We start from the raw sequence: 24,686 nt of genomic DNA, 5'->3' as shown, positions 1-24,686 counted from the left end.
TTTCTTCAGTTTCTTCGATTGAAGAAGAGATATAAAAAAAACGCATTCAAATTCTTATCTGCAAAAAGATTACATAAGAATTTGAAATACGCTTAAAAGAGTATTGTAATATCATTGTAACATTTTTCGAAAGAGTAATGCAAATATTGTGTTGACAAAGAAATTTATTGTGATGTAGAATATAAGATTATTTTATTTTCCTAGCTTGTATTTATCTCCATATTCGAGGAACTGGAACTTGTCCTAAGTATTTTTGCTTAAAGTGAAAAAATGCGTATAATAAAAATTATTATTAAAAGAAAGAAATGGAGTACATCAAATGGTCCAATCAATCAATACAAAGGTCGATTTAGTTATTGATGCAACCTCCCACATGGGACTTGCAGAGTATGGTAAAATCATGATCGGAGACAAAGGATTTGAATTCTTTAATAGTCGTGATGTCCGTAAGTTTTATCAAATCCCATGGGAAGAAGTGGATTACGTGATTGCTTCTGTCATGTTCAAAGGGAAATGGATCCCCCGTTATGCTATCCGAACGAAACGAAATGGGACGTATACATTTTCTTCTAAAGATCCCAAAAAAGTGTTGCGCGTAATTCGTGAATATGTTGATCCTAACCGTATGGTCCAGTCATTGAGTTTCTTTGATGTTGTCAAACGCGGCTTGAAGAGCAAATTTTCGAAAAAATGATTTCCCTCTTGAAGAGAAATATTCGCTATGCTATAATCACAAACAGAAGCTCATTAAAGTGATGTATCAAACATTAGTGCTAAAAGTTGTTTATTTAACACTCTAATTACAGCGTTTGCAAAATAAATTAAATAGCTATCGTTATTATTTTTTGCGTGTTACTGATTCGATCAGGCATGAGTGAAAAGTATTGATTGAAATGAAGGATAAGGGGCATTCTATACCCATATCTTCATTTAATCGACTTTTTACTCATGCCTTTTTTGTGTTTTGCCGATACTGTAATCGCTTAAAATGAGCAGAAAAATACAGCTAAAAAAATCATTCCTTAAATTTGCTAGTTTAATTAGCTGTAAAAATCCTAATAGGAGGGAAAGAGATGGTAGGAATTATTATTGCTAGTCACGGTGAATTTGCCACTGGTATCTTGCAATCTGGAGAGATGATCTTTGGAAAACAAGAAAATGTCAAAGCTGTTACATTGATGCCAAGCGAAGGACCTGATGATGTAAAGGCAAAAATGCAAGAAGCAATCGCCTCTTTCGACAACCAAGACGAAGTATTATTCTTAGTCGATCTTTGGGGTGGAACTCCTTTCAACCAAGCCAACAGCTTGTTTGAAGGACACAAAGACAAATGGGCAATCGTTGCTGGTATGAACTTGCCAATGTTGATTGAAGCTTTTGCATCACGCTTCTCAATGAACACAGCGCATGAAATTGCCGCGCATATTTTGGGCACAGCTAAAGAAGGGGTAAAAGTAAACCCTGAGGAATTAGAACCAGCAGCACCATCTGCTGCAGCCGCAACTGCAAAACCAGTAAATGCAGGTGCCCCTGGCAAGTTTGAATATGTGTTAGCGCGTATCGACTCTCGTTTACTTCACGGACAGGTTGCGACTACTTGGACCAAAACGACACAGCCTACACGAATCATCGTTGTATCTGATGCAGTAGCTAAGGATGAACTTCGTAAGAAATTGATCCAACAAGCTGCTCCTCCAGGTGTTAAGGCTCACGTTGTTCCTGTCAACAAAATGATCGAACTTGCAAAAGATGATCAGCACTTTGGTGGCCAGAGAGCGTTACTTCTGTTCGAAAACCCGCAAGATGCGCTCAGAGCGGTTGAAGGCGGCGTTCCATTGAAGACAATCAACGTTGGTTCGATGGCACACTCACCTGGTAAAGTTCAACCCAACAAAGTGTTGGCCTTTAGCCAGGCGGATATTGATACGTTTAAAAAGTTAAAAGAACTTGGTTTGAACTTCGATGTCCGTAAAGTTCCGAACGATTCTAAAGGCGACATGAACGAAATTATCAAGAGAGCTCAAGAAGAGTTAAACAAACAAAAATAATCCTAATTATCAAAGAGAATGGAGGATTAATCATGGATTTGAATGTGATTCAAATAATATTAATCTTTATCATAGCGTTTTTAGCTGGTATGGAAGGTATTTTGGATGAATTCCAATTCCATCAACCACTCGTTGCTTGTACGTTAATTGGCCTGGTTTCAGGAAACTTAGTACCATGTCTTATCTTAGGTGGTACTCTTCAATTGATCGCTTTAGGTTGGGCAAACATCGGAGCTGCCGTAGCACCGGATGCTGCGTTAGCCTCAGTTGCTTCTGCCATTATTTTAGTTTTAGGTGGACAAGGTAAAGAGGGTGTGGCTTCTGCCATCGCGATTGCTGTTCCGCTTGCAGTTGCTGGCCTTTTATTAACAATCCTCGTTCGTACACTTGCAACAGCAATCGTACACTTTATGGATGCTGCAGCTCTAGAAGGAAACATCAAAAAGGTTGAATTTTGGCAAATCGTTGCAATCTGCATGCAGGGGTTACGTATTGCCATTCCAGCTGCATTAATTATAGCTATTGGTGCAGGTCCGGTTAAAGACTTACTCACATCAATGCCAGCTTGGTTAACAAGCGGATTGGCAATCGGCGGGGGAATGGTCGTAGCCGTTGGTTATGCAATGGTTATTAACATGATGGCTACAAGAGAAGTATGGCCATTCTTCGCAATTGGTTTCGTGTTAGCGACTGTTTCACAAATCACACTTATCGGTCTAGGTGCTATCGGTGTGGCTCTCGCCCTTATCTATTTAGCGCTTTCTAAACAAGGCGGTTCAGGTAATGGCGGAAACGGAAACACCGGTGATCCTATCGGCGATATAATTGATAATTACTAAGAAGGAGGGCGCATAAAAATGGCAAATGAATTAAGATTATCAAAAAAAGATCGTATTTCTGTTTGGTGGCGTTCCACTTTCATTCAAGGTTCTTGGAACTATGAACGTATGCAAAACGGCGGCTGGGCATATACGATGATTCCCGCAATCAAAAGATTATATAATACTAAAGAAGATCGTGCTGCTGCACTAAAACGTCACTTAGAGTTCTTTAATACTCACCCATATGTAGCTTCACCTATTATTGGTGTAACGCTAGCGCTTGAAGAAGAACGTGCAAATGGTGCGCCGGTTGACGACACAGCCATTCAAGGGGTTAAAGTCGGTATGATGGGGCCTTTGGCAGGTATCGGGGATCCAGTTTTCTGGTTCACGGTTAGACCGATCCTTGGTGCGTTAGGTGCTTCTCTTGCCTTGACTGGTAATATCCTTGGCCCGATTATTTTCTTCGTTTTATGGAATCTCATTCGTATGGGATTCACGTGGTATACGCAAGAATTTGGTTACAAAGCTGGTTCTAAAATTACGGAAGACTTATCTGGCGGAATACTTCAAGATATCACGAAAGGTGCATCCATCTTGGGTATGTTCATCCTTGGTGCATTAGTTAACCGTTGGGTATCTGTAAAATTTACGCCAGTTGTATCCGAAGTTAAACTTTCCAAAGGTGCTTATATTGACTGGAGTAACTTACCTGCCGGAGCGGAAGGGATTAAATCTGCGTTACAACAGCAAGCTGCGGGTCTTTCATTAGAACCTGTTAAAGTAACAACTTTACAAGCCAACTTGGATAGCTTAATTCCTGGTTTTGCTGGATTGCTGTTAACACTTCTTAGCATGTGGCTGCTTAAGAAGAAAGTTTCCCCAATCATTTTGATTCTAGGATTGTTCGCGGTTGGTGTCGTCTTCCATCTATTGAACTTAATGTAATAAATAAAAATTGAGCAGCACCTCCTTATAGGATAATCCTATCAATTTAAGGAGGTGCTTTACATATTTCCATATCTTTTAGGGGGTTGCTATGCTTACGATCGGTTATATTGGAAACGGAAAAAGCACGAACAGATATCATCTGCCATTTGTCCTGCAAAGAGACAATATAAAGGTAAAAACCATTTATCAAAGAAATCCTAAGCATGAAAGTTGGGAACGGATTGCAGGAGTAAATTATACTTCTGATTTGGATGAACTATTAACTGACAAAGACATTCAACTTATTGTGGTTTGCACAAGACATGACAGTCATTATGAATACGCAAAATTAGTCTTGGAACATAATAAACACTGTTTGGTTGAAAAGCCTTTTATGGAGACCTCAGAACAGGCTAAAGAAATATTTGCTATGGCAAGAGAAAAAGGATTAATTGTACAGGCGTATCAAAACCGTCGTTTTGACAGTGATTTTTTAACCGTTCAAAAGGTCATCGAAGAAGGGAAACTAGGGGACTTGCTGGAAATCGAAATGCATTATGACTATTATCGTCCAGAAGTACCAGAGTCTGTTCATTCTTTTGATCCTGCTTCGTCCTTTTTATATGGCCATGGCACCCATACACTGGATCAGGTGATCAGCCTTTTTGGAAATCCGGATCATATCCATTATGATGTGAGGCAATTATTAGGCCAAGGAAGAATGAATGATTATTTTGATTTGGATTTATATTACGGTACGTTAAAAGTATCGGTGAAATCCAGTTATTTTAGACTGAAAGAAAGACCAAGTTTTGTTGTATATGGCAAAAAGGGATGCTTTGTAAAAGAAACCAAAGACCGTCAGGAAGAGCATTTAAAGTTATTTTACATGCCGTATAACAAAGATTTTGGAATCGATACAATCCAACATTATGGTGTACTGACCTATATCGCCGAAGAAGGTACAATCCACGAAGAAAAAGTAAAATCCGTAAATGGCGATTATGGAAGAGTTTATGATGATTTATATGAAGCCATCATAAATGGTAAAGATAAAACCATTACAGACGAACAAATACTCCTGCAAATGGAGATATTAGAAACTGGAGTTAAAAATTTGAAGTAAGATAAAAAAGGTCTTTCATCCTAAATGGATGAAGACCTTTTTAATTTTATATAGAGGTTAATGCCTTATCTTTCGTTAATAAATATGGTCGATAGTAACCAACGGTGTTTGATAGAGGAAGAATTTCTTCCGATAGATGGATGTTTAACTGTTCTTGAATGTAATTTCTTCGTTTTTGAATTCTATTCCATACTTGCGGGTATTCATTTTTAAGCTTAGTTCTTAATTCTTCATTTGCAAGAGCAATGGTATCTTCCGCACTAACACCTGCATAGCCTTCAATGGAAGGGATAATATCAATTTGGAGAATCATTCCACTTTTAATTTCTTCCGTTGAATCTGGGTAGATCGGTGAAGACATCCATTCTTCATCGGAAGTAAGATGCCCCGGGTTTAATTGCCAGTTGTACTTTTCCTTTGGATAGACACCTTCTATTAAATCGTAAAAGGTTCCACCGGACATCCCGATTTTAATGTTCTCTAACCAATATACAACAGTCTGATAATAAGGAATGGCGACTTTATCTAAATAATCTTTTTGAGAAGAAGGGAGTTGTTCTTTATTTTCAACAATAAACCCAGTTCTGCTAGTCAGCCCGCCCTTATAGCCTGTTGTTAATGATATAGGATCTCCTGCTTTTGTCTGTTTATCAGTAGGATAAAGATTTGCATATTCAAAACGCTTGCCAGTAGCCGCAATGGTCACAACAGTATTGGTTTGCCCATCACCATTCAGAAGATTCCCCAAAAAGGATTCTTTAACATCTATATCAATCGCATTCAAAGCTTTTAGCATACAAGATGAAGCGAGGTTTGACCCATATTCATAATGGGCAATTTCATTCGCGTTATTTGTTGTCCTAGCCCCAATGTCCCCTCTGATAAATAAGTAAGCTGCATTGACCATCTTTGCATGATCATGCTTTGCATTTCTAAATGCCTCAACAACAAAATTAGGAATGTCAAATAAAGTAGAGTTATTTTGTCTTTTTGAAGTAAACATTTTCCATCCAACAAGACCAATCTTTTTACTCGTTCTGAAATTAATTTGATCCAATATATTTTCTAAGGGAGTATTATCGTACATTGGCTGATTAGGTAAAGAAAAAAGTGGATAATGATAAACAGTACCCATTGTACGGGCATGCTTTGCCAGTTTTAGATTTTCATTCCCCAAAATATAGGAACAGTCTCCATTGCTTTTCATGACAAAAAGGGCTTCTTCAAATCTTGGAATAAAACCCGTCAAGTATTCAAAATTACTTCCATGTTCCTTATCAGCGTATATCGCCAATACATCAAACTCTTCTTCTTTCATCAATTGTAGAAGTTTTTCTTTTCTTTCGTTGATCGTCTCATCAGTTAAATAAACTGGGGGAACATTTTCATAAATTTCAGGCTGTTCTATTTGTATCAATTTTACTTGTTTCTTCATATTCATAAACGTATTCTCCTAATCATTCGTCAGTAATTACAAGATCTACATTATTTTGTGCTAGTAACTCCACAAACTTTAGCTCCGGCATCTTATCAGTAACCAATATATCAATTTCATCGAGGGAACATACTTTGAAATAACCCGTTGTACCAATTTTTGTATGATCGGCTAATGCAATGATCTTGTTCCCTCTTTGGACCATTGCACGTTTAACCAACCCTTCCTCCTCTGTATGAATAAACAAGCCCTTTTCAGAAATGGCAAATACCCCTAATAATGTATAGTCAACATGATATTGTCTAATTTTATCCACCGTATCTGCCCCATATAAAAACAACTGCTCATTATTAAGTTTGCCAGGAAGAACTGAAACACTTGACCTTTCATTCTTAGCAAGAAGAATAGCATGAGTAAGAGAGTTGGTAATCCCTTTCAAACTCTTCTCGTTTAATTTAGGAATAACAGCTTCCACAGTAGTTGATGAATCAAATATAACGGATGAATGATCTTTGACTAATTTAGCAGTCTTCTCTGCAATTTTTTCCTTAATTGTGTTTTCCTGATTAGCTCTTTCTGAGTATTTAAAAATAGGAGCCTCTTTACTAGCTAACACGACTCCCCCATGTATTCTTCTAATAACATTCTTTTTTTCTAGTTTCATTAAGTCTCTTCGTATCGTATCTTTTGAAACACCTAGTGCTTCAGCAAGACTTTCTATTGTCACTGTCTTATTTTCTTCAATGATTTTCATTTCTTTTTCAAGTCTCTCTTCGATTAGCATGAAACACCTCCATGTGTATAGTTTAATTACATTTGCAATAAAATGCAATCTTTTGCGATGTTATAAAAAATACCGCAAAAGATTGCATGATAATTTATACTAATATCAGCTGCTTGACTCAGTTATCCAATCAGGTAAGTTTGAAATAATATATTAGATTAGATATACTTAAATTGTATAAAATTTTTAGACATTTTTTTAACAAGTGTCTGAAATTTAAATAATGTGGAAGGTGGAATAAAAATGAATACGCTAGTAGCTCAAGAAAGAAACAATTTCAAAAAATCTTCTTTGAAAAAACTAAGAAACAATGGGAAAATCCCTGGAATTGTTTATGGAAGCGATATTGATACTAAATCCATCTCTATAAAAAACTCAGATTTACTGAATGTGATGAAGGGTGTTGGCAGATACGGCATTATCTCCCTAAATCTTGATGGTAAATCAAAGAATGTTATTTTAAGAGATTACCAAAGTGACCCTTTAATAAGAGAGGTCCTTCATGTGGATTTTCTTCAGGTCGATCAGCATACGGAACTCGATACAAAAGTAAGTGTCATTTTAAAGGGAACATCTAAAGGCGAGAAAGTCGGAGGAATTGCAAAACAATATCTTCATGAATTGGATATTAGAGCAAAAGCGGATGATATTCCGAATGAAATTGAAATTGACATCACGGATTTTGAAATCGGCCATACTGTTAGAGTGGCAGATATTAAAGAGGGTTATCGTAACTGTACGATTAACCATGAGGATGATGAAACCATAGTGATGATCGACTATGTGAAAGCTGAAGCGGAAGATGAAGAGGATACTAGTAAGGTTGAAGTTGCTAGTGTCTAATCGTAATTTCACTTGGGCTTTCATGTGAAGAAATAAACAGTCTATAGCAGAAGCATTTTTTTGTGCTGCTGCTGTAGACTTTTTTTTAGGGGGAAATTACCTTATTCCCAATAATTAGCTATAATGGTGTATAAATGTTGGTGGGGGGCTGAAAACTTGTACATGGTTTTTACATATTTTGTTTCCCTTATTGTCATTGTGATTTCAGTGTTTGTTACGTTGTTTTTTAAGTATGAACTAGAGCGATTGTTTCGGGAAACCGGGGATGCAGTCGCTTTCCATATATGTAATGTGATTATCACCATTATGGTGTCGATTACGGCGCATGCGATCATGACTAATTATATCGCTGGAAATGAGTTCGAGTTGATGCCCACATTAATAATTCTTGCGGTCATTGTCCTGCCTATTTATCTTTTAGGGCACTTGGCTTTCGAAAAATATAAAACCGTTTATCGGAAATTCACTCCTGCTGAGAATGGGAAAGTGATGGTGCTTAACGAAAAGTACCTAAAAAAGAAAAAACGATTTACAAAGTTGGATAATTATAATGCTGTTTCGAAAGAAAAAGGCAACAAGAAAAAGTTGAAATTTTAGTTTAAAGGACCACTCCCTAAAGGCAGGAATAGGTCCTTTTTTGCCTGCCAAAATTTTTAAGTTCCCTGTAATACGGGTATAACACTATGAAAGTGGTCATTTTAATCATACGTATACTTTACGGGGAGGCACAGGAAATGAAATGGAAAGGGAGACGGCAAAGTACAAACGTTGAAGACCGAAGAGGCATGGGTATGGGCGGCAAAACGGCAATAGGGGGCGGAATTGGCGGCCTCATAATGGTCCTTCTCTTTACGCTGCTCGGCGGCAATCCTGAAGACATTGTTAATTACCCACCACCGGATAATGGCACAGGATCAAATGTTGCTTACGAGGAGTCTGCAGAGGAGAGGGAGCTGGCGGATTTTGTTTCGGTGGTTCTTGCCGATACCGAGGATGTATGGTCAGAGCAATTTAAAAAGCGGGGGTTGGATTACGAAAATCCTAAGCTCGTTCTATACAGCGGCAGTGTCCAGTCAGCCTGCGGATCGGCGAGTTCAGCGGTAGGGCCGTTTTATTGTCCCGGTGACCACAAGCTTTATATTGACCTTAGTTTTTATGAGGAACTCAAACAACGATTCCAGGCACCAGGCGACTTTGCGATGGCTTATGTCCTGGCCCATGAGGTTGGCCACCACGTCCAAACTATATTGAATTTAGGTGGTGAGGCTGCAGCTTCCGAAAAGCGGTCGAATGAGTACTCTGTCCGCTTTGAATTGCAGGCTGATTATCTCGCAGGTGTGTGGGCCCATTACGCCCAAGGAAAGGGCTACCTTGAAAAAGGCGACCTTGAAGAAGCGCTTAATGCGGCCAATGCTGTCGGCGATGACAATATCCAGAAAAAAAGCCAAGGCTACGTTGTTCCAGAAAGCTTTACCCATGGCACTTCCGAGCAGCGGAAACGCTGGTTTTACAAAGGATTTAAAAATGGGACAATCGAAGGCGGAGATACCTTTAATGTCTCAAATCTTTAAAAATGGCTGCCCAAGTGGCAGCCAAAAAATTTTTATATTAGACAAAATTCATAAGTTAGAGAGTAAAAGTGTCTAATAGGAGGCGTCTAAAAGACAAAATGATAGGGATTTAGCATGAAAGTGTCTAATAGAGGGCTTCTAAAAGACAAAATGGGTAGGACTAAGTCCAATAGTGTCTATTAAAAAGCTTCTATTAGACTAAATTATCTGGAAAAACGAAGAAGTGTCTAATATAAGCAGCCCTTCATCTAAATGCCCAATAATTACCAAAACCCTTCATTGAAACCCTCCCCCCATTCCCCACGTCTAATATTTGAACTTTCTATGTCTTTTTTACAGGAATTTTTCAGGAAAAATCGAATACATAGATAGAATGTTATAAATTCGCACCATCGACCCCAATGAGGAGGAATTACCTTGGCACACGAACATATGAACCCTGTTATAGATCAAATAATAGCCAATATTGAAAAAGTCATGATTGGAAAGCGGAACGTTGCTGAGCTCAGTCTCGTCGCCCTGCTTGCAGGCGGCCACGTGCTGCTTGAGGACGTGCCAGGCGTCGGCAAAACTATGATGGTCCGCGCTCTTGCGAAATCGGTGAATGCCAAGTTCCGCCGGATCCAGTTCACACCGGACCTGCTCCCGTCCGACGTAACGGGTGTATCAATTTACAATCCGAAAGAAATGGAATTCCAATTTCGCCCTGGTCCGCTAATGGGCAACATCATTCTTGCTGATGAAATTAACCGGACTTCGCCGAAAACACAGTCGGCGCTCCTTGAAGGAATGGAGGAAGCGAGCGTCACCATTGACGGCGTGACCCATAAACTAAGCAAGCCGTTTTTCGTCATGGCAACGCAAAACCCAATTGAGTATGAGGGTACATATCCGCTGCCGGAAGCCCAGCTCGACCGTTTCCTTTTAAAAATGAAAATGGGCTACCCGGACATACAAGAAGAAATCGAGGTCCTCAACCGGGCGCAAAAAACACCGCCAATCGAGGACTTGCAGCCGGTCATTGACCTCGACGGCCTTCTCCAACTGCAGCAGGAAGTAAAGGAAGTGTTCGTTGATGATACCATTAAGCGTTATATCGTCGACATCGTCAACGGCACTAGGGGCCACGGAAGTGTCTACCTGGGCGCCAGCCCGCGCGGTTCCATCGCCCTGATGAAAGCGGCACAAGCGTATGCGTATGTGAACAACCGCGATTATGTGCTGCCGGACGATGTTCAATACTTGGCTCCGTACGTCCTGTCGCACCGAATCATTTTAAAATCGGAAGCAAAATTCGAGGGCATCTCTGCTGAAGAAGTCGTGAACCGTGTGGTGGCCAGAGTCCCTGTTCCGATTCGAAGGCTTGTGAAGTAGAATGAAGACACTTTGGAAATTCACCCAAAAAGCATGGAGGTTTATTCTGCTGTTCCTGTTAATCCTCCTAGCCTTTTCCTATGCAATGTTCCAAGGGGGATTCGTCAGCTGGTTTTTGTTTTACAGTTTCTTGCCGTTTGCCATCTACTCAGTGGCGCTATCGCTCTATTCCTTGAATGAGCTAGAAGTGTCCAGGACCTTAAGCAAAACGGATTACAATGCTGGCGAGCCGTTGAAGGTCACGGTCAATATTAAGCGGTCAATGGGGTTTCCGTTATTTTACTTGATCATTAAGGATGAGTTGACCGAAGCATTGGAATATGCCGAGAAACTCAGTTCTTCCAAGGCAATCCTGTTTCCGGGCTTTAGCAAACAACTTTCCTATGAATATACGATTAATAAACTGCCTCGCGGCGAACATTTTTTCCAAGCTATTACATTGAAAATTGGCGATCCGCTTGGATTGTTCGAAAAGGAAAAGACTCATCCTGTTGAAGGGAAAATTATCGTCTATCCGGCGTTTACCGAGCTGCTCTATCGGCCGTTTGAAAACCAGTATGACCAAGGGTTAACGGCATCACGGGAAAGGGTCCAGCGCGATACGACTATGGCCGTTGGTGTTCGGGATTATCAACCTGGCGACCGGTTTTCCTGGATTAACTGGAAGGCGTCTGCCAAGAGAAACGAGATTATGACGAAGGAATTTGAACAGCGGCAATCACATGACGTGTCCGTGGTGATGGACTGTGTACCGGATAAGCGATTTGAAGCTGTCGTATCTTTTACCGCTTCACTATTAAGGGCGGTTTTAAAGAAAGGGGCCCAAACTGGACTCCTGACAATTAGCAAAGAACGGGTCTCGTTTCCAATCAGAGGCGGCGAGCAGCATTTACAGCAGCTGTTTTACCATTTGGCGAAAATTGAAGCAAAGAGCTTTATACCACTGGAAAAAGTGTTGGAGACCGACGGGGCATTCATCCAACAATCTGTCTCGTTTATGCTTATAACAGCACAGCTGAATAAATCGCTCATTGAAAAAGCAAGCTTTCTAGGACAGCGTAAAGGCAGTATTACGTTGTTTTTAATGAAAGGCAATAAAGAATTGCCGACTGATGATGAGCGTTCGCTCATTGCGATTGCAAACGCCCGTGGTGTCCGGGTTGTCATGGTGCATGAAGGCGATTTTGCAGCCGCGTTCTCGGAGGTGAGCCTGCGATGATAAAACGGGATTTTCCCACCTTTCTTTTATACGTATTTGGCTTTTTGCTGTTGTGGGAATGGCTACGGCCGGTTGAACAATTGACCGATACCGACAATATAGAAACGTTCATCATTTTTTTAATTGTTGCCTTCGCGGTATCGTACCTCCGGCTGAAGTGGAATTGGCAATTGCTGATTAATGCACTTTTTATCCTGTTTTCTGTTAATCGGCTCTATTATGAGGCCGGATTTTTCCAGCCTGAGTGGCTGAACGCCTTCTTATCCGATATGACGGAAAACCTTGGATTTATTTTTGAGAGAAATTGGAATGATCTAACCGATGAATTTCGCACCATCTTATTTTTCGTCCTGCTGTGGTTAATGGTGTACCTGCTGCATTATTGGCTGTTGCGTCAGCAGCGGATCTTCATTTTCTTTTTTATGACATTAGTTTATATCACTGTGTTGGATACCTTCACCGAATATGACGCCACTGTGGCGATTGTCCGTACGGTTGGCGCAGGATTTGCCGTGATGGGGATGTTGACCTATTTCCGAATCAGTATGAGAGAGCATGGCAGCCAATCCTTCTCAATGAAAAAATGGATGGTGCCGCTGGTCGGCATGATTGCTTTTAGTGTGCTGCTTGGTATTGCCGCTCCGAAGGCGGCGCCGATTTGGCCCGATCCGGTTCCGTATTTGACGGCAGCCAATGGAAAAGGCGGCAGCGACGGCCCTGGCGGAATCAGTCGGATCGGCTACGGGTCCAATGATGAGAGACTTGGCGGCCCGTTTATCGGCGATAATACAACTGTGTTTACAATCGAATCAAACGGCAAGCACTACTGGAAGGTTGAAACGAAGGATGTATATACGGGCAAGGGCTGGATTGCCTCGGGATCGACCCCGATTGATTTTACGAAGGCCGACCTTGTTCCGGTATTTTCAATCCCAAGTAGTGTTGAAACAAGGGATGAAACCGCGAGAATCACTTCTGTTAGGGAATCATCATTAATTGTTTATCCGGCAGGAATCCAAAGATTTATTGAAGTTAATATTCCTGATAGATATCCGATCCGGATAGATACAACGACCGAAAAAATTAAAAATCTCAAAACCAATGATTATAGCGTTGACTTTAAGGTGCCAAGGTATAAGGCAATCGATTTAAGGAAACCAACTGGATTTGACCCGACCGTCATGAACCAGGAATTTTACGAAAGATATACAAAGGTTCCGGAAAATCTTCCCGCAAGAATTAAGCAATTAACGGAAGAAATAACTGCGGGCAAAACCAATTGGTTTGACAAGGCAAAGGCTGTGGAGAGTTACTTCGGGAATACCGAGTACACGTATGACCAAAAAAATGTTGCCCTTCCTGGAGAAGAGGACGACTACGTAGACCAATTCCTGTTTGATACAAAAGTTGGTTATTGCGATAACTTTTCCACCTCTATGGCAGTCATGCTGCGGACAATCGGTATTCCGACACGCTGGGTAAAGGGCTTTACCGGCGGAGAGTTCACGGAATACACTCAAGGGGATGAATCGAAGGAAATTTATCAGATTACTAATAATAATGCTCATTCATGGGTTGAGGCATTTATCCCGGGGCAAGGCTGGGTTCCATTTGAACCAACCAAAGGGTTTTCAAATGAATTAAGCATTGATTATACGTCCGGTAATACGACGTCCAGAACCGAAACCCCTGCTCCCGCACCGGCTCCCAAGCCGCAGAAGGAAGAGATTGATGAAAAGCCGGCCACGGCAAAAGATTCATCGCTTGACTTTACGTTGATTTGGAAAGCTACGGAAAAATTTTTCAAAAACAATTGGCTTTCACTTGTGGTCTGGTGTTTGGCTATTGCGGCCGTTGTGTGGGTCCTTTACCGCATCCGTGGTAAGTGGGTTCCGTACATTTTGATGTTCCGCTACCGTTTCAAGAAGCAAGACGATGCGATCGGGACTGCCTATTTGATTTTACTGAAACAGCTTGACCGCTACGGATTAAAGCGCCAGGAACATCAAACCTTAAGCAGCTATGCCCGTTATATCGACAACTTTTTCTCAACCCGAGAGATGACGCGGCTGACAAACAGTTATGAGCAGTACTTGTACCATCAAACTCTCCCTAAGGGAAGCTGGGAAGATAACCGGGAGTTGTGGGAAAATTTAATCAAAAAGACTATTGCTTGACCAAAAAAACATCCTATTGTTACAATATGTTGTAATTTAATGTGTACCTTCATATATCCTCGATAATAGGGTTCGAGAGTCTCTACCGGGCTGCCGTAAATGGCCTGACTATGAAGGCAGAATCGGTCATAGAGCAAATGCGAGAGAACTAGAATTCTGCCTTCCTAAGAGACTTTGGGGGGAGAATTCTAGTTTTTTTTATTTCTTAGTAAAAATGGCAAAACTAAACTAACTTAATCAGATTGAGGTGGCTAGACTTGACAGGAAAGCAAGATATGATCGTCGTATTGGACTTTGGCAGTCAATATAATCAGTTAATCACAAGGCGGATCCGCGAATTCGGCGTGTACAGCGAACTACATCCACATACGATTACCGCAGAAGAAATCCGCAAGATGAACCCAAAAGGAATTATTTTTTCCGGGGGTCCGAACAGTGTTTACGATGAAAATTCATTCCGCTGTGACGAAGAAATATTTGAAATGGGCCTGCCGATTCTAGGAATTTGCTACGGAATGCAGTTGATGACCGTTCATTTCGATGGCAAGGTCGAAAAAGCCAAGCATCGTGAATACGGAAAAGCGACAATGAAGGTAGAAAAGCAATCTCAATTGTTTGCCGGCCTTCCGGAGGAACAGGTCGTCTGGATGAGCCATGGCGACTTGGTGGTAGAGGCACCTCAAGGATTTACGATTGACGCGACAAGCCCATCGTGCCCGATTACATCAATGAGCGACAAGGAAAGGAAACTTTATGCCGTTCAGTTCCATCCGGAGGTACGCCACTCAGTTTATGGAAATGACCTGTTGAAAAATTTTGTTTTCAACGTGTGTGATTGCAGTGGCGATTGGTCAATGGAAAACTTTATTGAGATGGAAATGGCGAAAATTCGCGAAACAGTTGGCGATAAAAAGGTTCTTTGTGCCTTAAGCGGCGGTGTTGATTCTTCCGTTGTTGCCGTCTTGATTCATAAGGCAATCGGTGACCAATTAACCTGTATTTTCGTTGACCACGGTTTACTCAGGAAAAATGAAGCGGAAAGTGTCATGAAAACATTCTCCGAAGGTTTCCATATGAACGTGATCAAGGTCGATGCCAAGGATCGTTTCTTATCGAAACTTGAAGGTGTTTCTGACCCTGAGAAAAAGCGTAAGATTATCGGCAATGAATTTATCTATGTGTTTGATGATGAAGCAGCCAAGCTAGAAGGAATTGAGTTTTTAGCCCAGGGTACTCTTTATACAGATATCATCGAAAGTGGAACAGCGACGGCCCAAACGATTAAATCGCACCACAATGTCGGCGGCCTGCCAGAGGACATGCAGTTCAAATTAATTGAACCGTTGAATACACTATTTAAAGACGAAGTCCGCGCGCTCGGAACCGAGCTTGGCATTCCGGATGAGATTGTTTGGCGCCAGCCATTCCCGGGACCAGGTCTAGGCATCCGTGTTCTTGGAGAAATCTCGGAAGATAAGCTTGAAATCGTCCGCGAATCGGATTGGATTCTACGCGAGGAAATTAAAAAGGCCGGCCTTGACCGCGAAATCTGGCAATATTTTACCGTGCTGCCGGACATCCGCAGTGTGGGGGTAATGGGCGATACCCGTACCTATGATTATACAATTGGTATCCGTGCCGTGACATCGATTGATGGCATGACGTCTGACTGGGCCCGGATTCCATGGGAGGTGCTGGAGGTCATTTCGACCAGAATTGTCAATGAAGTTGCCCATGTGAACAGGGTCGTCTATGACATTACCAGCAAGCCGCCTGCTACAATTGAGTGGGAATAATGAAGTTAAATACGAACGATGGTAAAATTTTTTCCATCATCGTTCGTATTTTTTATTGACGAAACAGTAAACCGCTGTTATGATAAATGTGAAAATAATATTGTCGAATTGCGTCGTATAATATTGGGGATATGGCCCAAAAGTTTCTACCGAGCCACCGTAAATGGCTTGACTACGAGCAGTGTTTAATAGAGTGCATCATCTGTTCTTTTCCTCTGTTTACACATGCCTAGTCAACGTTCCGGTAGATATACCCGGAACGTTTTTTTATTTTTAAAAAGAAAATATTGGGGGAAGAGACATGCAGAAATATTTTGAGTTTGAAAAATATGGAACGAATTATCGCCGCGAATTCATCGGCGGGCTGACTACTTTCTTGGCTATGGCCTATATTTTAGTGGTAAATCCGCTTACGCTATCGCTGGCATCGGTTGAAGATCTGCCTGATGCATTGCGAATGGACTATGGTGCCGTGTTTGTGGCGACTGCATTGGCGTCGGCACTGGGCTCGATCATCATGGGGCTTGTCGGTAAATATCCGCTCGCATTGGCACCAGGGATGGGCTTGAATGCCTTCTTTGCTTACACGGTCGTATTGGGTAGCGGGATTCCTTGGCAGCATGCCCTTGGCGCTGTATTTATTTCTGGAGTATTTTTCTTGATTCTTACATTGACTGGACTGCGCGAAAAAATTATCAACGCCATTCCAATTGAATTAAAACATGCCGTTGGGGCCGGAATCGGTTTATTCATTACCTTTGTCGGACTGCAAAATGCAAAAATTATTGTGAATAACGACGCAACGCTTGTAGGGTTGGGCGATTTATCGGCACCTGATACGTTGCTTGCAATTTTTGGTATTCTCGTAACAGTCATCATGATGACAAGAGGCATAAATGGAGCGGTGTTCTATGGAATGGTCGTTACGGTTATAGTCGGAATGATTTTTGGGTTGATTGATGTACCGAAGCAAATCGTCGGCGAAGTGCCAAGCATCTCCCCGACATTTGGGGCAGCCTTTTCATCTTTTGGCGATAGTTCATTTTACTCCACCGCGATGGTCGGGATTGTTCTGACGTTCTTATTCGTTGACTTCTTTGACAATGCTGGAACGCTCGTTGGGGTAGCCAGCCAAGCCGGCTTGATGAAGAACAACAAGCTGGAGCGTGCTGGTAGAGCCTTGATTTCCGACTCAATTGCATCAACAACAGGCGCGATTCTTGGTACATCGACTGTTACTTCTTATGTCGAGTCAACTGCCGGGGTTGCTGCCGGAGCAAGAACAGGGTTTGCATCTTTGGTGACAGCCGGTTTGTTCATTCTATCAATCTTTTTCTTTCCGTTACTATCTGTAGTAACTGCTCCGGTAACTGCACCTGCGTTAATCATTGTTGGGGTATTGATGGTATCATCATTAGGGAAAATTGAATGGACTCGTTTCGAAATTGCCGTTCCGGCTTTCTTGACAGTGATTGCGATGCCTTTATCATACAGCATTGCAACCGGGATTGGCCTTGGATTTATCTTCTATCCGATTACCATGCTGGTAAAGGGCAGGGCGAAGGAAATTCATCCAATCATGTACTTTTTCTTTGTTATATTTGCACTGTATTTTATATTCTTACAACATTAAAGATGAAAAAAAGGGCTTCGGACCATGTGTTCACGGCCCTTTTTTTCCTTCTTTTTTCCTATAAAAATATATTTTTTTCCAATTTGCTGCTGTATGATAGAGGTGATAGTGACAATGAATGGGGAAGTGATGAGCGTGAACATGCTGACCGTTCAGGATTTACGAAAAAGCTTTGGTCAGTTTGAAGCGGTAAAGGGAGTTTCTTTTTCAGTGGAAAAAGGTGAGTCATTTGGCCTGCTGGGACCCAATGGGGCGGGGAAATCAACAACCATCAATATGATTACGGGATTGTATCCGCCGACAGCCGGTACAATCCAGGTAAAAGACATTGATGTCATTAAAAATGCGAAGCAGGCACAAAAGTGGATTGGCGTTGTCCCGCAGGAAATTGCGCTTTATCAGGAAATGTCGGCACGGGAGAATCTGAAATTTTGGGGCAGGATGTACAACCTTAGCGGAAAGGCGCTTGAGAAAAGTGTTGACGAAGTGCTTGAAATTATTGGCTTAACGGACCGGGCCAAAGATAAGGTTGAAACCTTTTCCGGCGGGATGAAGCGTCGGGTCAACATTGGGGCGGCCATTTTGCATCGGCCGGATATGCTGATCATGGATGAACCGACTGTCGGCATCGACCCGCAGTCGCGGAATCACATTTTAGAGACAGTCAAGCGGTTAAACAGCGAAGGCATGACGATTATTTACACGAGCCATTATATGGAGGAAGTCGAATACCTTTGTGAACGGATTGGGATCATTGACCACGGTGAGTTGATTGCCAGCGGCACATTAAAGGAACTCCGGGAAACGATTGGCGACCGCTCGAGAATTAATCTGACGCTTGACAGCAATGCCACAGATACCGAGAAAATCACAGCCGCGTTGGAAGGTCTATTTTTGGAAAAAGATCTTAAACTACAGGACCATTTGTTAACGGCCTTCCATAAGGAACCGCAATCGGTGCTAAGTGAAATCATTCAACGGGTTACAAAAACAGGGGCTAGGGTTAGTTCGGTCGATATTGTTGAGCCGAATCTTGAAAGCATCTTTCTTCATTTAACCGGCCGCAGTTTAAGAGATTAGGGGGGGAAAGTCATGGCGTTTTGGTGGTTGGCGTGGAAAGATTTGTTGATGCTCGCTCGTGATAAAAAAGCATTGCTCACGCTTGTTGCGATGCCGCTGTTGCTGATTTCCATCCTGGGTGCTGCATTTGGCAATATGTTTGCTGAAGAGGATGCCGTCCCGATCAAGAAATTCACCCTTGGGGTTGTGAATTTGGACGATGGGCCACTTAGTACTGCGTTAATCGAAGAGGTTTTTCAAAAGCAATTAGCAAAAGATATCAAAATCAAACAGTTTAATGAAGAGGACCTACATAAAAAGATTGAAAATCGGTCACTTGCGGTTGGCTTGATCATTGAGTCTGATTTCTCATCATCATTGGCGGCAGGAAATGAAACGAAGGTGAAGCTGCTGACAGGACCGGACCCGGGAATTAGGGATGATATCGTTGAAAAAGTGATTGAGCAATTTGCCGATTCCATTCCGATTGAGATAATGGCGAGGCAGGCAGCACAGCCGGTTCAGGCTGGCAGTGCTGGAGCGGAAATCCCTTCAAGCCAACCGGCACATGCAGCCCCAACTACTACAGATCATCCTCAAGAACAATCTGTATCACAGCCTCTCATCAAAGAAACGACCGTCAATGCAAAAACCAAAATCGTCAGTTCCTTTCAATATTATGCTGCGGCGATGGGCGTAATGTTTTTGTTGATGACGGTTGTTCAGGGTGTTTCCAACATGATTCTCGAAAAGGAACAAGAGGTTTATAAACGACTGCTGCTGTCCCAACTAACCTATACCAATTATTTGATTGGTAAAATGCTCGGCCTTGTGATTATTTGTTTGCTCCAGGCTGTCATCATAATCGTCGGCACAAAGTATATTTTCGGTGTCGATTGGGGGGCATCAGCTTTCGGAATTGCCATTATGACGGCTGCATTTGTCATCAATGCCTGCGGACTCGGGGTATTGGCGGGTGCTTTTGTCAAAACCGAAAAAGCCTTCTCGGTTGCGGGGATGTTTGGCTCGCAAATTTTAGCCGCCTTGGGAGGAAGCATGGCGCCGCTTTATATTTTTCCGGACTGGGTTGTTTCAATGACAAAGCTGCTGCCAAACGGTCTTGCACTCCAAACTTATTTGAAACTGATGACTGGTGCGTCTTTGGCTGATATCCTGCCTGCAGTCGGCGGTGCGGTAGGCCTAGGAGTACTCTTTTTTGCGATTGGATTAATTCGCCTTTCGATCGAAAGGAGGGGGAAATATGCGTAAGACGTGGACGATTCTAACCCTTCATTTTAAAAAATTTTTCAAGTCGCCGGGTGCAATTGTGCTGATGTTTGTCATGCCGGCGCTGTTTAGCTATATTTTTGGAGGCATGACGGTAAAATCGCAAGAAACAAAACCGTTGGTCAATGTTGTTGTCAGCCAAGGAGAATTTAGCACCGAAGTATACAAGCTTTTGAAAAAAAATAATCAATATAATTGGAAAAAAGCCACGTTACAGCAGGCAAAGACCAATGTTTCCGAGCAAGATGCGATTGCTGCGATCGTCATTTCAGATGACCTTGGGCAAAGAATCACTGAACAGAAGCCGTTATTCGATGTCGTAATCCAACGGAAGACGGAGCAATATTATGCGTTAAACCCCTATTTACAGGGAACAGCAGGGTTAATCCTCCGCTCTTACCAAACAGCGGCCCTGTCAGAACCGTCGGCTTTTCCGAAGCTGCTTGAAGCGGTTGCTGTCAATAAAGGGATCAAGGTCGAAAAACAAATGATCCAAAAAGAGCAGAACGATAAGTCGGATATTAATTTAATGTTTGTCGGTTTTGCGATTATGTTTATGATGTTCGGTCTTTCTGGAGCGGCATCAACGATTCTTGACGAAAGAATCGGCGGTACATGGGGGCGCCTGATGATTTCCCCTGCCACAAGGCTCCAAATCATTCTCGGTTATATCCTGTCCTATTTTCTGGTGGGCTGGATTCAGCTTGGGGTGTTAATGATGGCGATGAGCCTGATGTTTGACATTGGCTGGGGCAATTTAGCGTATTTAATCCCGTTTGCGTCACTGGTGATTTTAATGGTTGTTGGCTTCGGGTTAATGATTGCCGGTCTTGTCAAAACGAAGCAACAAGCATCAGCCATCAGCGCGGTGTTAATTGTGAGCACGTGTATGGTCGGCGGATTATATTGGCCAATCGAGATCATGCCAGAGTTCATGCAGACAATTGCCCTCGGCGTTCCGCAAAGCTGGGCGATGGCCGGCTTCAAGGAAATTGTTAGCGGCAGTCTTCATGCGGTAACGATTTGGAAGGATGCGGTTGCTTTAATCGGATTTTCGCTATTGTTCTTTTTCTTGGGATTGAGAGGCATCAAATTCGAATAGCACTTATGGTTGTCGAGTGTATGTCGAACATTGTCGTTGACTTCTTGTTAGGACTCTTTTACTATGAATACTAATGATAGTTTGAGCGAAACGGGGAAACGGCATGGCAGGACTGCGGATAGAAAAAGCTTTGAATAACAATGTGCTGATTGCGGAGCACCCCGCTTACAATGAAGTCGTGCTAATCGGCAAAGGTATCGGGTTTAACCGCAAGCGGGGCGATCTCATCGATATCGATAATGTGGAAAAATTGTTTGTGTTGAAAAATGAAAAGGAGCAGGAAAACTATATTAAGCTGCTTCCGTTTCTAGACCAAAATTTCCATGAAGTGATTATCTCAGCTATTGACCTTATCAAGCAGCGAACCAGTTCGCTATTAAATGAACATATTCATGTTGCCCTGACAGACCACTTGATGTTTGCCTTGACTCGAGCTTCGCAGGGCATGGAAATGAGCAACCCCTTTTTGGTCGAAACGAAAGCGCTCTATCGCCGTGAATATGAGGTGGCGAAGGAGGTCGTTGAGTTCATTAAAGAAAAAACAGAGATTGCTTTGCCTGTTGGAGAGATTGGCTTTATTGCGCTCCATATCCATAGCGCCCTAACCAATAAGGAGCTTTCCGAGGTAAACCAGCATTCCCAGCTGATCAGCAAACTGGTAGGTATAGTCGAAGAGAGGTTTGAGATAGAAATTGACCGGGATGGTATTGATTATATGAGGCTAGTCCGCCACCTCCGCTTTGCCATTGAAAGAGTAAAAAGGGGAGAGCGGGTGGAGGAACCGGAAAAAATCGCCGCCCTCTTAAAACAAGAATATCCGGTGTGTTATAGTCTGGCATGGAAGCTCATTAAAGTAATGCAGCAAACACTGAGAATGAAAGTTTTTGATGCGGAGGCAGTCTATCTCACAATGCACTTGCAACGTCTGCAAAAAAAATATAAATAGCCATCATATGACGTGTTACTGATTCGGTCAGGCATGAGTGAAAAATTGATTGAAATGAAGATTTGCGGGAAATTTATACCCATATCTTCGTTCAATTGATTTTTTGGCTCATGCTTTTTTATTTTCTGGATACAAACGCTTATAAGCTAAAGAAATAGTATTAGGAGGATTACTTTTATGTTTAAAAACGCATTTGGCGTTCTTCAAAAGATTGGAAAAGCATTAATGCTTCCAGTTGCACTTCTTCCGGCAGCGGGATTATTGCTGGGTATCGGAAATGGATTGCAGCAGCCTACAATGCTTGATTATTTGCCGTTTGTAAATGCGGATTGGATTCAACTGATTGCAAGGGTAATGGAGGACGCCGGGTCGATTATTTTTGGCAACTTAGCACTTATCTTTGCGGCAGGTGTTGCATTAGGTTTAGCGGGAAATGGAGCTGCTGTACTTGCGGCTATAGTAGGCTACCTGGTACTAAACCAGGTAATGAGCACGTGGGCGGGTGTTACAGCAAAGATGGTCGCTAATGATCCGTCTTATGCGTCTGTTTTAGGAATCCCGACGTTGCAAACGGGTGTATTTGGGGGTATTATTGTCGGACTCATTGCGGCTTTTGCCTACAATCGATATCACGATATTGAGATGCCTTCTTTCCTTGGATTCTTTGCGGGTAAACGGTTTGTCCCAATTGTAACTGCCGCTTTTTCGTTGATTGCTGGTTTATTGCTATTAGTGATTTGGCCGCCAATTCAGCATGGTATGAACAGTGCTTCTAACTGGCTGCACGGAAGTGGAACCTATGTTGCTGTGTTCTTTTTTGGATTTGTAAAACGAATGCTTATTCCGTTTGGATTGCATCATATTTTTTATGCGCCATTCTGGTATGAGTTTGGTTCCTATAAAACTCAAGCAGGCAATATTGTTCATGGTGATATGACGATTTTCTTTGCACAGTTAAAAGATAATGTAAAATTAACTGCAGGCTACTTTTTGCAGGGGGAATTTCCAATCATGATGTTTGGTTTACCAGCTGCTGCGTTGGCTATGTACCATACAGCCAAGCCTGAAAAGAAAAAACTAGTGGCCGGCCTCCTTGGGTCAGCTGCCTTAACATCATTTTTAACAGGAATAACAGAACCAATTGAATTTTTATTCTTGTTTGTATCACCGCTATTATTCTTTATTCACGCCGTACTGGATGGACTTGCATTTGTATTAATGGCTTTATTTAAAGTTCACCTAGGATATACATTTTCTGGCGGTGCCATTGACTTCTTCTTATTTGGCATACTTCCAGGAAAAGAAAAATGGTGGATTGCTATTCTTTTAGGTGTTGTTTTTGCCATTGTTTATTACTTCGTTTTCCGCTTGTTAATAACAAAGTTAAACCTAAAGACACCGGGTAGAGAAGACGAAGAAACCCCAGTTTTAGAGTCAGGAGGAGAACGACAGGCTGGAGATCTTCCATATAATATTCTTGAGGCAATGGGCGGACCGAAAAACATTATCCATCTAGATGCGTGTATCACACGCCTGCGCGCTTCGGTGAATGATATTAAAGAGGTTAATAAAGATGAATTAAAACGACTTGGAGCTGCTGGTTTACTCGAAGTAGGTAATAATATACAAGCCATCTTTGGGCCCCGTTCTGAAACAATAAAGAGCCAAATGCAGGATATTATGAGTAGTGGACCTCAAATAGTTGAAAAGGCGTCTGAAAAAGGCGTTGAACAACAACTTAAAGAAGTTAATCAAGAGGCAATACAAAATGATTATCATGATTACGATAGCATTGTTGTTCCGATTAAGGGCGAAATCAAACCAATCTCCGAAGTGCCAGATTCGGTATTTGCGGAAAAAATGATGGGCGACGGCTTTGCGATTGTTCCGGAGGAAGAAACCGTTGTTTCCCCTGTTGATGGAAAAATCGTCAACCTGTTCCCGACAAAGCACGCAATCGGAATTCTTTCTGACGGCGGCCGTGAAATTTTGATCCATGTTGGTTTGGATACAGTAGATCTGAAAGGTCAGGGCTTTGAACCTTTGGTATCTGAAAACGCCACTGTCACAAAAGGGCAGCCATTATTGAAATTTGATATTTCATATATTAAAGAACATGGAAAATCAACAATTACCCCGATTGTCTTCACAAACTTAGCGCAAGGTGAAAAAGTTGTGATTGAAAAGCGAGGCCTAGTTGAACAAAGTCAGGAAGGCATTGTTAAAATTACAAAACAAATGAGGTAACCGCCCGAGTGATTGGGCCGGTTATTTTATTTAAAAAATAAATCGATTAAGGTGTTGACGAATAAATGTCATAGTGATAATATATTAAAGCAGTCGTTACTGACGAGTTAACAACACGATGATGATAAAAAACATCTTAAAAAGTTGTTGACGACGAATGGACGATGTGATATATTAATAGAGTTGCTTCTGACAAGCAACATAACAAATTGTTCTTTGAAAACTAAACAAACAAAAACGTCAACAATAAAACATTCATTTCTTTCGAAATGAAGCCAACGTAACATT

20 protein-coding genes and 2 riboswitches are annotated in these 24,686 nt (G+C 41.9%); of the genes, 18 read left to right on the top strand and 2 right to left on the bottom strand.

Annotated features, from left to right (window positions below; translation table 11 throughout):
* The first annotated feature begins 319 nt into the window (after nucleotides 1-319).
* The 5 genes from AR334_RS24885 (at nucleotide 320) to AR334_RS24865 (ending at nucleotide 4,925) form a co-directional block, all read left to right on the top strand.
* Entirely contained in the window at nucleotides 320-694 is a 375-nt protein-coding gene (locus AR334_RS24885) for a DUF956 family protein (RefSeq protein ID WP_066320404.1), read from the top strand.
* Nucleotides 695-1,073: 379 nt separating this feature from the next.
* On the top strand, nucleotides 1,074-2,048 hold the full coding sequence (locus tag AR334_RS24880) for a mannose/fructose/sorbose PTS transporter subunit IIA (protein WP_066320402.1): 975 nt from the start codon (nucleotides 1,074-1,076) through the stop codon (nucleotides 2,046-2,048).
* 32 nt (nucleotides 2,049-2,080) lie between these two features.
* A complete protein-coding gene (locus AR334_RS24875; RefSeq protein WP_066320399.1) occupies nucleotides 2,081-2,887 on the top strand; it encodes a PTS mannose/fructose/sorbose transporter subunit IIC in 807 nt (268 codons plus the stop codon).
* An 18-nt stretch (nucleotides 2,888-2,905) separates the two neighbouring features.
* A complete protein-coding gene (locus AR334_RS24870) occupies nucleotides 2,906-3,817 on the top strand; it encodes a PTS system mannose/fructose/sorbose family transporter subunit IID (RefSeq protein ID WP_066320397.1) in 912 nt (303 codons plus the stop codon).
* Between the two features lie 91 nt (nucleotides 3,818-3,908).
* On the top strand, nucleotides 3,909-4,925 hold the full coding sequence (locus AR334_RS24865) for an oxidoreductase (RefSeq protein WP_066320392.1): 1,017 nt from the start codon (nucleotides 3,909-3,911) through the stop codon (nucleotides 4,923-4,925).
* A gap of 46 nt (nucleotides 4,926-4,971) precedes the next feature.
* On the opposite strand, the gene AR334_RS24860 is transcribed toward AR334_RS24865, so the two are convergent.
* Nucleotides 4,972-6,366: a Xaa-Pro peptidase family protein gene (locus tag AR334_RS24860; RefSeq protein WP_066320390.1), complete on the bottom strand. Its 1,395-nt coding sequence runs from the start codon at nucleotides 6,364-6,366 to the stop codon at nucleotides 4,972-4,974.
* Between the two features lie 16 nt (nucleotides 6,367-6,382).
* The gene (locus AR334_RS24855; RefSeq protein ID WP_066320388.1) at nucleotides 6,383-7,144 is read right to left on the bottom strand and encodes a DeoR/GlpR family DNA-binding transcription regulator; all 762 of its coding nucleotides are present in this window, start codon (nucleotides 7,142-7,144) and stop codon (nucleotides 6,383-6,385) included.
* 243 nt (nucleotides 7,145-7,387) lie between these two features.
* Between AR334_RS24855 and AR334_RS24850 the strand changes: the two genes are divergently transcribed.
* From AR334_RS24850 to ptsG, 13 genes are all read left to right on the top strand, one after another.
* Entirely contained in the window at nucleotides 7,388-7,987 is a 600-nt protein-coding gene (locus tag AR334_RS24850) for a 50S ribosomal protein L25 (RefSeq protein ID WP_066320386.1), read from the top strand.
* A gap of 162 nt (nucleotides 7,988-8,149) precedes the next feature.
* Entirely contained in the window at nucleotides 8,150-8,584 is a 435-nt protein-coding gene (locus AR334_RS24845) for a hypothetical protein (protein ID WP_253701366.1), read from the top strand.
* Nucleotides 8,585-8,721: 137 nt separating this feature from the next.
* Nucleotides 8,722-9,558 (top strand): neutral zinc metallopeptidase, encoded by an 837-nt coding sequence (locus tag AR334_RS24840; RefSeq protein ID WP_066320382.1) that lies wholly within the window; start codon nucleotides 8,722-8,724, stop codon nucleotides 9,556-9,558.
* A gap of 417 nt (nucleotides 9,559-9,975) precedes the next feature.
* On the top strand, nucleotides 9,976-10,932 hold the full coding sequence (locus tag AR334_RS24835; protein ID WP_156431394.1) for a MoxR family ATPase: 957 nt from the start codon (nucleotides 9,976-9,978) through the stop codon (nucleotides 10,930-10,932).
* Nucleotide 10,933: 1 nt separating this feature from the next.
* Entirely contained in the window at nucleotides 10,934-12,151 is a 1,218-nt protein-coding gene (locus AR334_RS24830; RefSeq protein ID WP_066320380.1) for a DUF58 domain-containing protein, read from the top strand.
* Nucleotides 12,148-14,328 (top strand): transglutaminase domain-containing protein, encoded by a 2,181-nt coding sequence (locus AR334_RS24825; protein WP_066320378.1) that lies wholly within the window; start codon nucleotides 12,148-12,150, stop codon nucleotides 14,326-14,328. The genes AR334_RS24830 and AR334_RS24825 overlap by 4 nt, the downstream gene beginning before the upstream one ends.
* Before the next feature lie 29 nt (nucleotides 14,329-14,357).
* A riboswitch (purine riboswitch) is annotated at nucleotides 14,358-14,459 on the top strand.
* A gap of 144 nt (nucleotides 14,460-14,603) precedes the next feature.
* Nucleotides 14,604-16,124, top strand: a complete 1,521-nt coding sequence (gene guaA, locus AR334_RS24820) for a glutamine-hydrolyzing GMP synthase (RefSeq protein WP_156431400.1) — start codon at nucleotides 14,604-14,606, stop codon at nucleotides 16,122-16,124.
* 92 nt (nucleotides 16,125-16,216) lie between these two features.
* A riboswitch (purine riboswitch) is annotated at nucleotides 16,217-16,319 on the top strand.
* A gap of 106 nt (nucleotides 16,320-16,425) precedes the next feature.
* On the top strand, nucleotides 16,426-17,757 hold the full coding sequence (locus AR334_RS24815; protein WP_066320374.1) for an NCS2 family permease: 1,332 nt from the start codon (nucleotides 16,426-16,428) through the stop codon (nucleotides 17,755-17,757).
* A gap of 141 nt (nucleotides 17,758-17,898) precedes the next feature.
* The gene (locus AR334_RS24810) at nucleotides 17,899-18,837 is read left to right on the top strand and encodes an ABC transporter ATP-binding protein (protein WP_066320593.1); all 939 of its coding nucleotides are present in this window, start codon (nucleotides 17,899-17,901) and stop codon (nucleotides 18,835-18,837) included.
* Between the two features lie 12 nt (nucleotides 18,838-18,849).
* Nucleotides 18,850-20,085, top strand: coding sequence for an ABC transporter permease (locus tag AR334_RS24805; RefSeq protein ID WP_066320371.1), 1,236 nt, complete (start codon nucleotides 18,850-18,852; stop codon nucleotides 20,083-20,085).
* Nucleotides 20,078-21,205, top strand: a complete 1,128-nt coding sequence (locus AR334_RS24800; protein ID WP_066320367.1) for an ABC transporter permease — start codon at nucleotides 20,078-20,080, stop codon at nucleotides 21,203-21,205. The genes AR334_RS24805 and AR334_RS24800 overlap by 8 nt, the downstream gene beginning before the upstream one ends.
* A 103-nt stretch (nucleotides 21,206-21,308) precedes the next feature.
* A complete protein-coding gene (locus AR334_RS24795; protein WP_066320363.1) occupies nucleotides 21,309-22,151 on the top strand; it encodes a transcription antiterminator in 843 nt (280 codons plus the stop codon).
* 177 nt (nucleotides 22,152-22,328) lie between these two features.
* Nucleotides 22,329-24,398, top strand: a complete 2,070-nt coding sequence (gene ptsG / locus AR334_RS24790) for a glucose-specific PTS transporter subunit IIBC (protein WP_066320360.1) — start codon at nucleotides 22,329-22,331, stop codon at nucleotides 24,396-24,398.
* The last annotated feature ends 288 nt before the right edge of the window (nucleotides 24,399-24,686 follow it).

This window comes from Bacillus sp. FJAT-29814, assembly GCF_001510715.1.
Lineage (GTDB): Bacteria > Bacillota > Bacilli > Bacillales > Cytobacillaceae > Neobacillus.
Note: the sequence above shows the minus strand (reverse complement) of the source record. Positions and strands in the feature narration are given on the sequence as shown.